The following is a 14143-nucleotide window of genomic DNA, read 5'->3' as shown; positions in this document are numbered from 1 at the left end:
CGTCGGTTCAGCGGCAAGATCCCAGGTCTGCGTGCCAACGGCAGTTTCGCGAGCTACGTCGGCTCCGTGGTGTTTGAGCTTCCCCAGTTTGAGTGGACACCTGAGATAGCGGGGCCGAGGGTCCTGCTGGAAGGATGTCGGGATGTCTCGAACTCGTCGGTCGTTTACACCGGAGTTCAAAGTGGAGGCTGCTCGGCGGGTGATTGATGGTGGCCGATCGGTCACTGAGGTTGCCCGGGAGTTGAACGTTCATGAGAATCTGTTACGTAAATGGGTTGTAGCTGAACGGGTTCGGGCCGGTGCCGCTCTCGACGCGCGCGAGCTACCGCCGGACGGGGACCGGTCGGCGGTCGAGCACGCGGAGTTGGTGCGGTTACGTGCTGAGCTTGCCGAAAAGGACCGTGATATTGCGTTCCTGAAAAAAGTATCGGCGTACTTTGCGGCACAGCAACACCGGTGAGTCGTTTCGAGCTCATCGCCGCGGAGTGCGCCGACCACGACATCTCGAAACTCACCGAGCTGCTGGGTGTTTCGCGGTCCGGTTTCTACGCGTGGGCGGCACGGCAATGCCGGGTCGAGCTGTCTGCGCACCAGCAGTGGCGCCGGGATCTGGAGGTGAAGATCCTGTCCCATTGGAAGGCCTCACGCCGCACGTACGGGTCGCCGCGGATCACTGCCGATCTGCATGCCGAAGGCGTCACCGTCTCGGAGAACACCGTCGCCAAGGTGATGGCCGAGATGGGCGTCGAAGGCATCAGCCCGCGCACGTTCAAGGTCAAGACCACCGTTGTCGATCCGACCGCATCGTTCCCGCCGGACCGGGTCGGCCGGGTCTTTGACCAAGGGCGTATCGATGCGGTGTGGACCTCTGATATCACGTACTTGACCTGCGGTGAAGGGGATGCCTTCCTGTGTGCGATTCGCGATGAACACTCGCGGCGGGTGTTGGGTTGGTCGCTGGCCGACCACATGCGCACTGAGCTGGTCGAAGCCGCCGTCGATGCTGCGGTGTTCATCCGCGCCGGCAACGTCGCCGGCACCATCCTGCATGCCGATCGAGGCGGTCAATTCACCAGCCACGACATGGCCCAGGTTTGTTCTGAGCATGGCTTACTGCGCTCTATGGGAGCGACCGGGATCTGCTGGGACAACGCCGGAGCCGAATCGCTATGGTCGACGGTCAAACATGAGTATTACAAACGCCACGCGTTCACCACGTACGCGAATCTTACTGCAGGACTTGACAATTACATCAGATTCTACAACCATGAAAGGCGACACAGTTCGTTAGGGATGATCTCACCCATCGACTTCGAGATCGCCTCACAGCCACGTCAGCAATCAAGCTAACCGTGTCCACTTTTTCTGGGGAACCTCAGTTGACGTCGTAGCGCCGCGTCAATGCCGCAATCTCTACTAGCGGAATACGTTTGGACGCCGATGTCGCCACCGTCGACCCGCAGGTGAACACGGACAGCTATCGCTCACATACAAAGTGGATATTCCCGAGGACGTGCCGACCCGGCTACCCACCCAAGCGCTGGCGTTCGATGTCCTGCCCGGGTAGGTCTATCGCGCCGTTGGAGTGCCTCACCATCCGTAATAGGTACCGGTCGGCCGATCGATTCCGACTGTCGATAACACTTGCGCGGTGTGCCGGATGAAGCCACGGTCACTCGGCGGGGCAAGCTAGACCCCACGAACCGAACGGAGGCATTCCGAGTGAGCCAGCCGCAGCGCGACAACCTGCTGATCGTCCACTGGCATGACCTGGGCCGATGCCTGGGCGCCTACGGCTATCCGGGTGTGTCAAGCCCACGCTTGGACCAGCTCGCCGCCGAGGGCATCATCTTCACCCGCTCGCACGCCACCGCTCCGTTGTGCTCGCCGTCTCGCGGGTCGCTGTTCACCGGCCGCTATCCGCACAGCAACGGTCTGATCGGTCTGGCCCACCACGGCTTCGAGTACCGCGCCGGCGTCCGCACGCTGCCGCACATCCTGCACGACAATGGTTGGTATTCAGCACTTTTCGGGATGCAGCACGAAACTTCCTTCCCAGTTCGGTTGGGATACGACGAGTTCAACGTCTCCAATTCGTACTGCGAATACGTCGTGCAACGGGCTCAGGAGTGGCTGACCGAGAGCGCGCAGATCGACCCACGCACTCCGTTCTTGCTGACCGCCGGTTTCTTCGAAACCCACCGCCCCTATCCCCGCGACCGCTACGAACCCGCCGACACCACGAATGTGGACGTGCCCGACTTCCTGCCGGATACCCCGGAAGTCCGTGGGGACCTGGCCGAGTTCTACGGCTCGATCGCCGTCGCCGACGCTGCCGTGGGCCGCTTACTGGACACCCTGGCCGATACCGGGCTCGACAACGACACGTGGGTGGTGTTCCTCACCGACCACGGCCCGGCCTTCCCCCGCGCGAAGTCCACCCTCTATGACGCCGGCACCGGTATCGCCACGATCATCCGCCCGCCGCGGCACCTGGGCAGCAGCCCGCTCGTCTACGACGAGTTGTTCAGCGGTGTGGACTTGCTGCCTACTCTGCTGGAATTGGTCGGCATCACCCCGGGCGATGACATTGAGGGCCTGTCACACGCGCGCAATCTGCTTGCCCGGCAGGACAATCCCGTCGAAGTGCGCGACCACGTCTACACCGAGAAGACCTATCACGACTCCTTCGATCCGATCCGGGCGATCCGGACCAAGAAGTACAGCTACATCGAGAACTACGCGCAACGCCCACTCCTGGACTTACCGCTGGACATCGAGGAGAGCCCGTCCGGCCAGGCAGTCGAGGCGTTCGTCAACGGGCCCCGCCCACCGCGCGAGCTGTATGACCTGGAAGCCGACCCCGCCGAGTCGACCAATCTGCTGATCGCAGACTCGACGGGAGAAGCCGAGAAAATCGCCGAAGACCTCGCGGTCCGACTCGACGAGTGGCGACACAAAACCGGTGATGTCATCCCCTCCGAGTTCGTCGGAACGCGGATCGCAGCCCGCTACACCGAGACCTATTTCACGATCAACGGATACACGCTGACCAGCCGGTCAGCCATCGCGACCGAACGGGGTTTCGACGATGAAGTTGTTTCCCAACAATAGTTTTCGTCAGTGGGAGTTTAAATTCTGACGTCGGCGTCACTCTTGGAATGCCACTAGGCTCAGCACATGCCCGCTCAGCCGACCGCCTACCTCGTACTCGCTTCTCAACGCAGCGGCAGCACGTTGTTGGTCGAGTCATTGCGGGCCACCGGGGTGGCCGGCGAGCCCCAGGAGTTCTTTCAGTATCTGCCCAACACCAGCATGTCGCCGCAACCCAGGGAATGGTTTGCCGACACCGATGACGAGTCGATCCTGCGGCTACTCGACCCGATCATCGAAGGCAAGCCTGACCTGGCACCGGCCGAGATCTGGCGGGACTACATTCGCACCGTCGGCCGAACCCCCAACGGCATCTGGGGCGGCAAGCTCATGTGGAACCAGACGCCTCTGCTGCTCAGCCGGGCCAAGGACCTACCCGACCGGTCCGGACCGGGCCTGCTGTCCGCCATCCGTGACGTCGTGGGCAGCGACCCCGTGCTGATTCATGTCTACCGCCCCGACGTCATCTCGCAGGCGGTCTCCTTCTGGCGCGCCGTCCAGACCAGGGTCTGGCGTGGCCGGCCCGACCCGGTGCGCGACGCGCGCGTCGAGTATCACGCCGGTGCGATCGCCCATGTGGTGCAGATGCTGCGGGACCAGGAAGAAGGTTGGCGCAACTGGTTCGTCGAGGAAGACGTCCAGTACATCGACGTGCCCTATCCGGTGTTGTGGCGCAACCTGACTGACGTTGTCGCACAGATTCTTCTGGCCATTGGCGAGGATCCGAGGCTGGCACCCGCCCCTGTCCTGGAACGCCAGGCTGATCAACGCTCCGATGAATGGGTCGACCGCTACCGCGCCGACGCGGAAAGAGAGGGGCTGCCCACCTGACGGGGAATGCCGGCACCGCGGATACCACCCACGTCGACGAATTGCGGTTGCTGGAAGCAGAATGCCTACCGGTTCTTTTCGACCGAGAACCGCAGTCACATCCTGGCCGAGGCGAACTGACTTCGGCCGCCGATCCAGTGGGTGTCGCGGCCCACCGCCGAACAGCGTCGGCACCGGGACCATCCTGGAGGCCCGCGAGGTCAAGCCGGGTAAGCAGACCCGCAACGACTTCAAATGGCACCCGTCGTCACTCGATCGTGAATATCGCTGGACGGCAACGCAACAACGTGGCGCGACGATCTGGTTCACCGGCCTTGCGGCCTCGGGCAAGTCGACGCGCGACCCCAAAGGCCTCTACCAGCGGGCCCCCGCCGGTGAGCTCACGGGGTTGACCGGTATCGACGGCCCCTACGAGCCGCCGGAGTCCGCCGACCTGGTCAAGCAGGTGCTCGGGGTACCCGACGAGAAATGTCAGCCGCGCACCTGAGCGACGACGAAGATCCGGCGGAACGGGAAGTAGGTGCGGCCGTCGGCCCGCATCGGGTACGCCTCGTCCAGCAGCGGGATCAGGTCCGCGCGGAACTGCTGCCATTGCTCGTCGCTCAGCTGATCGCGCACCGGAGTGAGCGCGGTCCCGGTGATCCAGTTCAGCACCGGATCCGGGCCGTTGAGTTCGTGGAGATAGGTGGTTTCCCAGGCGTCGACGGCGCAGCCTGCACCGGTGAGCAACTCGGCATAGCGCATGGGCGTCTCGACGATGTTCGCATTCCGGAACCTGAAGTCACCCAGTGTCTGTGACCACGGCTCCTGCTCGGCCATCCAACGGATCGCCGCGTGCGAGGGCGCATCGAAGTTCCCCGGCACCTGAACCGCGATCCAGGCACCGGGATCCAGCAGGCCGGCCCAGCGCACCATCAACTCGGCCTGCCCCGGGATCCACTGCAACGCTGCATTACTGAACACGACGTCGGTTCCCGGCGGCGGCGTCCAGGCCGCGATATCACCCAGTTCGGCGTGGATACCCCGGTCCCGGGCAGCAGCCACCATCTCCGGTGAGCTGTCGACGGCCTGCAGCACGGCATCCGGCCAGCGCTGTGCAAGCTGCTCGGTGAGATTGCCCGGCCCGCAGCCCAGGTCCGTCACCCGCCGTGGCGATTGCGCCCCGACGCGGGCCAGCAGATCGAAAAAAGGGCGTCCCCGCTGATCGGCGAACGCGAGATACGTCTGCGGATTCCACATCTGGCCACTCCACCACATCCACATCAATCATGAAATCCACAGCGAGTTCCCAGCTCCGCCGGCGAGCGCCCGGCAGCACCATCGGGCACCGTAATGCGGTGACCGCCACCGCCGAGCTCGTCGACGCACCTGGGGCGCCCGGGCCAGTCGACCACCCGCCGACGGCTGCGCGGTGGCCGGCCGTCGCCTTGATCTGCTTGTTGGCCGCCACGGCCGCCCTTTATCTGTGGAATCTGTCGATCAACGGCTACGGCAACTCGTTCTACGCCGCGGCCGCCCAATCCGGGGCCAAGGACTGGGGCGCCTGGTTCTTCGGCTCACTGGACCCCAATAACTTCATCACCGTCGACAAGCCACCCGGCGCACTATGGGTGACCGGACTATCGGTGCGCCTGTTTGGGATGAACAGCTGGGCGGTGTTGGTGCCGCAGGCGCTGATGGGCGTCGCCACAGTCGCCGTGCTGTACGCGACGGTCCGCCGCACCATCACCGACCCCACGCGCGGGGCGATCGCAGGGCTGATCGCCGGTGCCGTCCTGGCCCTGACACCCGCGGCCACGTTGATGTTCCGGTACAACAACCCTGACGCGCTGCTGGTGCTGCTGATGGTCGTGGCGTCCTACTTTCTGATGCGCGCGATACCCACCGCGTCGTGGCGATGGCTGGTAATGGTCGGCGCCGCATTGGGTTTGGCGTTTCTAACCAAGATGCTGGCCGGGTTGATGGTGCTGCCCGCGTTCAGCCTGGCGTATCTGCTTTTCGCGCCCACGAATTGGTGGCGCCGCATTCTGCATCTGCTGGGAGCCGCTGTCGCACTGGTGATTTCCGGTGGCTGGTGGGTGGCCATCGTCCAGCTGTGGCCGGCGAGCTCGCGTCCGTACATCGGTGGTTCGCAGAACAACAACGTCCTCAATCTTGCGCTGGGCTACAACGGTGTCGACCGCATCATCGGCGGCGGCAACCTGGAGTCGCACGGACGTCCCAGCGGCTGGAGCACCCATGCCGGAGTGTTGCGAATCCTGTCCGCGGAAATGGGTTACGAAGCTTCCTGGCTGGTGCCCGCGGTCACGATCGCGATCGCCGCCGCCGCCCATCTCGCTGTCCGCCGTAGGCTCAGCCGGTTGGAAGCGGCCGGCTTCACCACGTGGACGGTGTGGTTCGTCGTCTGCACGGTGGTGTTCAGCTATATGACCGGCATGGTCCACCCGTACTACACCATCGCCCTGGCACCGGCCGTGGGCGCGCTGATCGGCTTGGCGGCGGTCAAGAGCAGGTGGGCAGCAATGACGATGGTGCTGGCCGCCGCCGGGTGGGCGATCGTCTTACTGCGGCGTGCCGGACTGGGTCCGGCGTGGATGCCGTGGCTCATCGGGGCAGCTGCAGTGACGGCGGTGGTGCTGCTGATCGCCGCGCTGGCGAAATGGCCGCGACTGACGCCGGCCGCGCTGGCGATCTCACTCGTGGCGAGCCTGGCTGGTACCACGATGTTTTCGGTCGCAACGTCCGCCACCCCGCACACCGGAACGATCCCGAATGCGGCCCACACAGCGGACGTGTGGCCGACAGTCGGGTCCCGCTTCGCCAAGACGATGACGATGGGCGCCGGCTCCGGCAACGTCGACCCGCAGCTGGCCACACTTCTCAGCACCACCCGAACCCAGTGGTCAGCGGCCACCTCAGGCTCACAGGCCGCGGCCTCGCTGGAGATCGCGTCCGGCACGGCGGTCATGGCCATCGGCGGATGGAGCAACGATCCGGTACCGACTTTGGCGCAGTTCGAAGATGCAGTGCATGCCGGCACGATCACCTACTACATCGAGAGCGGCCGGATGCGCAGCCACGACCGCAACGGTGGGGAGATAGCCGACTGGGTAGAGCAGCATTACCCACCGATGAAGGTCGGCGGCGCGACGGTCTACCGCCTCCTGTGACACGCCCGTCCAGTTAACATCCTCCGGAGCACACGCCCCGGAAGGGTCGCGACCATGACGTCGAACGTCGACATGCCCATCCCGGTACCCGATGTTGCGGGTGCCGACGCCGGTTACGAGGGCCCCGACCGCGCTGACCTGACCGCACGTCAGCGGCTCATCGTGGACTCGTCGGCAATCGCCGATATCGGTTTGCGCACAGCGATCGCCACGCTTGTCGGGGCATCGATGCCGCCGACCGTGCTTCCCATCGTGTCGGCCCGACCCGCGAACCCATTGGCCCGGCACATCGCCCGGAGTAACTGCGCCGCATCAATCGGTTCCTGCGGCCGTTCATGTGGGACTAGCTCTTGGTTGCGCTCACCAGCGTGATACTCGCCAGCATGTTGGCCGCCTCAGTGTCCGCCGAATCGACCGAACGGCCCACGGTCTTCAGGTAATCCAGCAGCGTCGTGTCCTGCGCCGTCCACCTCCGTTCGCCGAACCACTGCGCGGCGGGCGCCACTTGTTCGTTGTACACCAGCTGCCACCACTGGCTCCGCTCATCGTCAATGTCCTTGGCTTGGTAGACCTTCGCTTGAAAGACTTCACGATCCATCGGCCGACCCTCTTCGACGGCGAGGTAACTACCTGAACTGGCCAGCGCGTCGATACCGGTGAACAGCTGCTCCTGCGCGCTGGCGGGTAGGTAGATCAGCAACCCTTCTGCGATCCATGCGGAGGGCTGATCGGGCTGAAAACCGCTGTCCCGTAAAGCTTGTGGCCAGTCTTCCCGTAGATCGATGGCAACCTCGCGGCGCTCGGCCGTAGCGGTGGCGCCAACGGCCTCGCGCTTGAAGTCCAGCACCTGCGGCTGATCGAGCTCGTAGATCGTGGTGCCGGACGCCCAGTCGAGCCGGTAGGCGCGGGAGTCCAAGCCTGCGGCGAGCAGAACGATCTGGCGCACGCCAGCCTGCGCGACTCGCTGGAAGTAGGCATCGAAGTAGCGGGTCCGGGCGGCTTGGAATGTGACGAAGTGCTGGCCGAATTCCGGGGATTTCAGTGGATGATCGGGCGCCTGGCCGTCCAGGACCGCAGCCCACGGACCTCCGACGGCACGGCAAAACACCTCGGCGAACGGGTCGAGGGCCAGCGGGTCGGGTTTCTGCGCTTCCAGTGCACGAGCGGCCGCGACGAACAATGCCGTAGAGCCGACGCTGGTGGTGATATCCCAGGTGTCATTGTCAGATCGCACGTCCGCGAGGGTACGCGCGGATTCTGACAAGACTCACACCAGCGGCTGGCCGTTGCGGATTCGCCGATCCACGTCCCACAACAACAGATTGAACGGGAACTCACGAAGGAATCGCGGGGTGAGGTTGTTGACGAATCGGATGGCCGCCATCAACCGGTCAAATGCGCGCTGCTTGTCCGCATTCCACTCAAGCTGCATCTCATCACGGAATCGCTGCGGTAGGAATCCGGTGGTGATGAGCAGGTTGAATCGTTCGATGGCCTGTTGTCCCGGCAGCCGGACCCCGCGGACCCGCGATACTGCGAACGGGTACAGGTATTCGCGGATCGTGTCGTCGATGTGGACCTGGTCCAGCGACTCCTGCCAGTACTTGTCGAACGCGGCCCGGTCCGCCGGCCACATCTCGGCGGGCACCTGCAGGGTGGTCGCCAGCGCCATGGCTTCCTGGTACTTCCGGTCGGCGGTCTCGTCGTCGGCTTCGCCGATGAAGACCCGGGCGATATCGATCCCGCCCTTGTACAGGCACGCCGCCACCCAGAGCTGCAAGTCCTTGTCGAATGCGTTGTACTGCACCGGACTGTCCGGGGTGGAGTACACCTGGGCGTGCGATTTGTTGACCGCACGCCGATACGCCTTCTTCTGCTCCTCGCTGCCGCGGGTGGCCACCGCGAGGTAGGTGAACGTCGTCCGCGCCCGTTTGACCGGGTGCCGGTCGGCCCGCCCACTTTCGACCCGGCTCTCCATGACGCCGTAGCCGACACCGGGTCGGGCCAGCTCCATGATGACGTTCGCAGGGCCGGCCAGCAGCGCCACACCCATCAGACCGTCGTCGAATCCGGGCCCCAGTTTGCGACGGCGGGACGGCAAGGGCGGAGAGCTCACGCCGCGATCGACGTGGCTGACGACGGGTTCGTGGATCGCCACAGTGCGCCACCTATCGGTATCACATCAGGAAACGGATGTTTCCGAATATTGCCGCCCTGGCGGCAGCAATGTCAAGATTGCCTAATGACGCAGGCACGCTCGTACGGCGGCGTTGACGCCGCCGATCGGCTGGCTCGGCGCCGAGCCCGGCTCCTGCAGGCCGGGCTAGAACTGCTGGGCAGCGAGGTCGACCCGGCTGAACTCACCGTTCGTGGCATTTGCCGGGAAGCCGGGGTGGCCACCCGCTACTTCTACGAGAGCTTCACCGATAAGGACGAGTTCGTGGCGGCGGTGTTCGACTGGGTGGTTGCCGAGCTCGCGGCCACCACTCAGGCAGCCGTCGCCACCGCCCCGATCGACGGGCAGAACCAGGCGGCCATGGCCAATATCGTGCGGACCATCGAGCTCGACCCGCGAGTGGGGCGGCTGATGTTCAGCTCGCAGCTGTCCAACGCGACGGTGGTCCGCAAGCGCCAGGAATCCGGTGCGCTGTTCGCCCTGCTCTCGGGCCAGCACGTCGAGGCGATGCTGCATCGGCCGGCCAACGACCGGATCAAGGCGTTGGCGCACTTCGTCGTCGGCGGGGTCGGCCAGACCATCAGCGCCTGGCTGGGCGGCGCCATCACCTTGACCCCGAACGAGCTCGCCGATCAGCTCACCGCAATCCTCGATGAACTCGGTGATCCGCGGCTGTTCCGCGACTAGTTCGCGGCTATCGGCAACCTGCGGTCCGCGGCGGTCTTGGGCGCGGTGGTCACCTCGTTGTTGGTGAATTCTCTTGTCCAGCAAGCAAACTCGAGGACGATTCCGTCGGGGTCGTTGAAATAGAACGACCGGACGTACACCCCCGGATGGAGCTCGCGGGTCGCGCCCTGCGGGCTGTCGTCGTGATTGAGCACCGGGCCGACCCGCACACCCTTCTCTTTCAGCCGGCGACGGTACTCGTCGAACTTCTCCTCCGGGACGTGGAAGGCCAGGTGGTTCATCGATCCGACCGCGCTGACGATCGACCCCAGGCCGGGCAGTGCGGCGGGGATGGTGCTGCCTGCGGTGCCGTCGGGCGCCTCGGCGAACCAGAAGAACGCCACGCAATCGCCGTTGCCGGCATCGAAAAAGAAGTGCTGTCCAAGGCCGTCGGGCAGGTCCAGAGCCTTGACCAGCGGCATACCCAGCACATTCGAGTAGAAGTCTTTTGTGCGCTCCATGTCCGAGCACACCAGCGCGATGTGGTTGATACCGCCGAGCTCGAATTCGGGGTTGGTGTTGCGCGGCTTGATCATGACGTGCCCCCACAGATACTGGTCGACTCTCGCACCCGAACCTAACACCGCATTCAGGCGTGCACAGCGACGCCGGCGAATATCGTCTCTTCAGCCATCTACGCCCGAGGAGGATGCCGATATGCCCACCCCCGGAGTCGTTCGTGAGTTCATCGGGATGGCATCGCCCACCGCCCGGCGGGCCGGCGCCGGCGGACATCCCTGCCAGGGTCTGTATCACCGCGGGGTGGGCCGCAAGCCCAAGGTCGCCGTCATCGCCACCCACTACCAAATCGACTTCTCCGAGCATTACCTCGCCGACTACCTGGCCACCCGCGGTGTCGGCTTCCTCGGCTGGAACACCCGCTTCCGGGGATTCGAGAGCAGTTTCGTGCTTGATCACGCCCTGGTCGACATCGGCGTCGGAGTGCGCTGGCTGCGCGAAGTCCAGGGCGTGGAAACGGTTGTATTGCTCGGCAATTCAGGTGGGGGGTCATTGATGGCCGCCTACCAGTCGCAGGCCGTCGACCCCAATGTCACACCACTGGAAGGGATGCGCCCCGCGGCCGGACTGACCGAGCTGCCACCGGCCGACGGGTACATCGCCAGCGCCGCCCATCCCGGCCGCCCCGAGGTGTTGACCGCCTGGATGGACGCCGCCGTGATCGACGAAAACGACCCGGTGACCAGCGATCCCGACCTCGATCTGTTCGACGAGCACAACGGGCCGCCGTTCTCCCCCGAGTTCATCGCCAGGTATCGAGCCGCTCAGGTCGCCCGCAACCACGCGATCACCGACTGGGCCGAGACCGAACTCAAACGAGTGCAGGCCGCCGGGTTCTCCGACCGGCCGTTCACAGTGATGCGGACCTGGGCAGATCCCCGCATGGTGGATCCCTCGATTGAACCGACCCGACGGCAACCCAACCTCTGCTACGCCGGTGTCCCCGAGAAGGCCAACCGCTCCGCCCGCGGTATCGCCGCCGCCTGCACCCTGCGCAATTGGCTGGGCATGTGGAGTCTCAAGACCGCCCAGACGCGCGCCGAACCCCACCTGGCCCGCATCACTGTGCCGTCCCTGGTAGTCAATGCCGATCAGGACACCGGGGTCTTCCCGTCGGACGCCGACCGGATCTTCGACGCGCTGGCCAACACCGACAAGACCCAATGCTCGATCGACACCGACCATTACTTCACCACCCCGGGGGCGCGCGGCGAGCAGGCCGATACGATCGCGAAATGGATCGCCAAACGGTGGCGGTGAGAGTGCTCGCGCATTTTCTCCCCAGCAGCAGGGTGTTGGATATCGTTGCGCCCGAATCAGATTGGCTCGACGTCCGGTGGTGCCACGAAGACGACGACCAGACGTTGCACCGCGAACTACCCGAGGCAGAGGTGATCTGGCACGTGCTGCGGCCGCTGCCCGGTGCGGAACTGCGCCTCGGTCCGAGATTACGGCTGGTGCACAAACTGGGCGCCGGTGTGAACACGATCGACGTCGACGCCGCGACCGAGTTGGGCATTGCGGTGGCCAACATGCCCGGTGCCAATGCACCCTCGGTGGCCGAAGGCGCAGTGCTGCTGATGCTGGCCGCGCTGCGGCGACTGCCCGCACTCGACCGCGCCACCCGGCAGGGCCTCGGCTGGCCCACGGACGCCACGCTCGGCGAGACGGTACGTGATATCGGCAGTTGCACAGTGGGATTAGTGGGCTACGGCAATATCGCCAAACGCGTCGAACAGATCGTGCACGCGATGGGCGGTACCGTCCTGCACACCAATACCGCGGACGATGGCACCGACGCGTGGCGTCCGCTACCGGACCTCCTCGCCGAGAGCGATATCGTCAGCCTGCATCTGCCTTTGACGCCAGCCACCGACAAGCTGATCAACCGCGCCGCGCTGGCCGCGATGAAACCACACGCGTTACTGGTCAACACTTCTCGTGGCGGCGTCATCGATGAGGCCGCCCTCGTGGACGCGCTGCGCAGCGGCAGGCTCGCCGCCGCCGGGCTCGATGTGTTTGCCGAAGAACCCGTCGACCCCGCCAATCCGCTGCTTGGCCTCGACAATGTCGTGGTCACACCACACGTCACCTGGTTCACCGCCGACACCATGCGCCGGTATCTCGTTCAGGCCGTGGATAACTGCCGTCGCCTGCGCGACGGCGACACTCTGGTCAACGTCGTCAACGGGAGGCAGGATGGCAAGCGTATCGATCGGTGAGAAATCACTGGAGACACGGACGCTGCGCAAAGTCATCATCCGCGTGGTGCCGTTCTTGATGGCGCTGTACTTCGTCAACTACCTCGATCGCACCAATCTCGGCATCGCCAAGGCCGATATCAGCGAGCACCTCCAACTGACCGCGAGCATGTTCGGGCTGGCCTCGGGCGTCTTTTTCATTGGCTACGTGCTGGTCGAGGTGCCATCCAACTTGGCCCTTGAGCGATTCGGTGCCCGGCGCTGGCTGGCCCGGATCGCGGTGTCATGGGGAATCGTCGCAGTGGCAATCGGATTCGCGCCCAATGCGGCCACCCTTTTGGTTTTGCGATTCCTGCTCGGCGTGGCCGAGGCAGGGCTGTTCCCCGGCGTGATCTTCTATCTCACCCGCTGGTTCCCAGGCGCCTACCGGGTCCGGATGGTGGCGTTGTTCATGATGGCCAGTCCGATCGCCGCGGCGATCGGAACTCCGTTGGCAGCGTGGATGATCCAGGCCGGCGAGGGGCTGTTCGGATTGGCCGGCTGGCAGTTCATGATGATCGGTGTCGGCTTGCCCGCGATCATTCTGGGCATCATCTGCTGGTTCTATCTCACCGATCGGCCGGCTGACGCGCACTGGCTTCAACCCGACGAACGGCAATGGCTGGTCGATGTGCTGGCCGACGAGGAACGCGATGTCGCAGGCGTTTTCGACGTCCCGCTGCGCCGGGCGCTGACCAGCCCGCGCATCTGGGCGCTGTCGCTGGTCTACTTCGGCGTCGCCTACGGCCTGTATGCACTGGCTTTCTTTCTCCCGTCGATCGTCTCGGGCTTCAAGCAGATGTTCAACGTGCACCTGTCGATCGTGCAGGTCGGCCTGATCACCGCGGTGCCCTACACGCTGGCTGCGATCGCCATGTACCTGTGGTCCCGCCACGCCGACCGCAAGGGTGAACACGTCTGGCACGTGGCGATCCCAATGGGATTGGGCGGCTTGGCGATTCCCATCGCACTGTATCTACACAGCCCACTGTTGGTGATGATCCCGGTGAGCATCGCCGCCATGGGGGTGTTCAGCGCGATTCCCAGTTTCTGGGCGCTGCCGGCACAGTTCCTCACCGGGGCGGCCGCCGCCGGCGGGATCGGCCTGATCAACTCGATCGGCAACCTGGGCGGGTTCGCCGCGCCCTACGCGACCGGTGCTCTCAACCAGTTCACCGGCAATGACAAGGCCGGCATGTGGGCGGTGGGAATCATCATGCTGGTGTCGGCGGTCGTGGTGGTGGTCCTGCGCGCAACCCCGGATCGGAGCACACAGCCGGACAGGTAGCCTGGCTACCAACCCACCGGTTAATAGGGAAGGCTTCCAA

The 14143-nt window shown here is 64.7% G+C and carries 13 protein-coding genes and 2 pseudogenes; 11 read left to right on the top strand and 4 right to left on the bottom strand.

The features are described 5' to 3' along the window. Window positions 1-199: 199 nt before the first annotated feature. The 5 genes and pseudogenes from G6N13_RS09815 to G6N13_RS25010 all read left to right on the top strand — a co-directional run. Complete coding sequence (locus tag G6N13_RS09815; protein ID WP_407663760.1) at window positions 200-460, top strand: transposase; 261 nt, start codon at window positions 200-202, stop codon at window positions 458-460. Continuing rightward, window positions 457-1350 (top strand): IS3 family transposase, encoded by an 894-nt coding sequence (locus G6N13_RS09810; RefSeq protein WP_163696609.1) that lies wholly within the window; start codon window positions 457-459, stop codon window positions 1348-1350. Before G6N13_RS09815 ends, G6N13_RS09810 begins: the two co-directional genes overlap by 4 nt. A gap of 372 nt (window positions 1351-1722) precedes the next feature. Continuing rightward, complete coding sequence (locus G6N13_RS09805; RefSeq protein ID WP_163696607.1) at window positions 1723-3114, top strand: sulfatase family protein; 1392 nt, start codon at window positions 1723-1725, stop codon at window positions 3112-3114. Window positions 3115-3180: 66 nt separating this feature from the next. Then, window positions 3181-3984, top strand: a complete 804-nt coding sequence (gene stf0 / locus G6N13_RS09800) for a trehalose 2-sulfotransferase (protein ID WP_163696605.1) — start codon at window positions 3181-3183, stop codon at window positions 3982-3984. A gap of 160 nt (window positions 3985-4144) precedes the next feature. Then, a pseudogene (locus tag G6N13_RS25010) lies at window positions 4145-4471 on the top strand (adenylyl-sulfate kinase); the annotation flags it as partial. Here the strand turns inward: G6N13_RS25010 and G6N13_RS09790 are convergent. Beyond that, window positions 4456-5223 (bottom strand): trans-aconitate 2-methyltransferase, encoded by a 768-nt coding sequence (locus G6N13_RS09790; RefSeq protein ID WP_163701945.1) that lies wholly within the window; start codon window positions 5221-5223, stop codon window positions 4456-4458. The pseudogene G6N13_RS25010 and the gene G6N13_RS09790 sit on opposite strands and share 16 nt — an antisense overlap. Before the next feature lie 98 nt (window positions 5224-5321). Between G6N13_RS09790 and G6N13_RS09785 the strand changes: the two genes are divergently transcribed. Together G6N13_RS09785 and G6N13_RS25005 are read left to right on the top strand one after the other, a co-directional pair. Next, window positions 5322-7154 (top strand): ArnT family glycosyltransferase, encoded by a 1833-nt coding sequence (locus G6N13_RS09785; protein WP_235677984.1) that lies wholly within the window; start codon window positions 5322-5324, stop codon window positions 7152-7154. Window positions 7155-7208: 54 nt separating this feature from the next. Then, window positions 7209-7457: pseudogene (locus tag G6N13_RS25005) on the top strand (alpha/beta hydrolase); the annotation flags it as partial. 40 nt (window positions 7458-7497) lie between these two features. On the opposite strand, the gene G6N13_RS09780 reads toward G6N13_RS25005, so the two are convergent. Together G6N13_RS09780 and G6N13_RS09775 are read right to left on the bottom strand one after the other, a co-directional pair. Next, entirely contained in the window at window positions 7498-8388 is an 891-nt protein-coding gene (locus G6N13_RS09780; protein ID WP_163696599.1) for an SAM-dependent methyltransferase, read from the bottom strand. A gap of 33 nt (window positions 8389-8421) precedes the next feature. Then, window positions 8422-9312 carry an oxygenase MpaB family protein gene (locus G6N13_RS09775; protein WP_163696597.1) on the bottom strand — a complete coding sequence of 297 codons (891 nt, stop codon included), beginning with the start codon at window positions 9310-9312 and terminating at the stop codon, window positions 8422-8424. An 84-nt stretch (window positions 9313-9396) separates the two neighbouring features. On the opposite strand from G6N13_RS09775, the gene G6N13_RS09770 reads away from it, so the two are divergent. Further along, the gene (locus G6N13_RS09770; RefSeq protein WP_163696595.1) at window positions 9397-10017 is read left to right on the top strand and encodes a TetR/AcrR family transcriptional regulator; all 621 of its coding nucleotides are present in this window, start codon (window positions 9397-9399) and stop codon (window positions 10015-10017) included. Here G6N13_RS09770 and G6N13_RS09765 read toward each other — a convergent pair. Further along, a complete protein-coding gene (locus tag G6N13_RS09765; protein ID WP_163696593.1) occupies window positions 10014-10592 on the bottom strand; it encodes a VOC family protein in 579 nt (192 codons plus the stop codon). The two genes, G6N13_RS09770 and G6N13_RS09765, sit on opposite strands and share 4 nt — an antisense overlap. A 121-nt stretch (window positions 10593-10713) precedes the next feature. Between G6N13_RS09765 and G6N13_RS09760 the strand changes: the two genes are divergently transcribed. From G6N13_RS09760 to G6N13_RS09750, 3 genes are read left to right on the top strand one after another with little or no spacing between them, the layout of a single operon-like run. Further along, window positions 10714-11835: an alpha/beta hydrolase gene (locus G6N13_RS09760; RefSeq protein WP_163696591.1), complete on the top strand. Its 1122-nt coding sequence runs from the start codon at window positions 10714-10716 to the stop codon at window positions 11833-11835. Next, on the top strand, window positions 11811-12797 hold the full coding sequence (locus tag G6N13_RS09755) for a 2-hydroxyacid dehydrogenase (RefSeq protein WP_179965113.1): 987 nt from the start codon (window positions 11811-11813) through the stop codon (window positions 12795-12797). Before G6N13_RS09760 ends, G6N13_RS09755 begins: the two co-directional genes overlap by 25 nt. Then, entirely contained in the window at window positions 12775-14103 is a 1329-nt protein-coding gene (locus tag G6N13_RS09750) for an MFS transporter (RefSeq protein ID WP_163696589.1), read from the top strand. Before G6N13_RS09755 ends, G6N13_RS09750 begins: the two co-directional genes overlap by 23 nt. The last annotated feature ends 40 nt before the right edge of the window (window positions 14104-14143 follow it).

The sequence above is a fragment of the Mycolicibacterium sarraceniae genome (assembly GCF_010731875.1).
Lineage (GTDB): Bacteria > Actinomycetota > Actinomycetes > Mycobacteriales > Mycobacteriaceae > Mycobacterium > Mycobacterium sarraceniae.
Note: the sequence above shows the minus strand (reverse complement) of the source record. Positions and strands in the feature narration are given on the sequence as shown.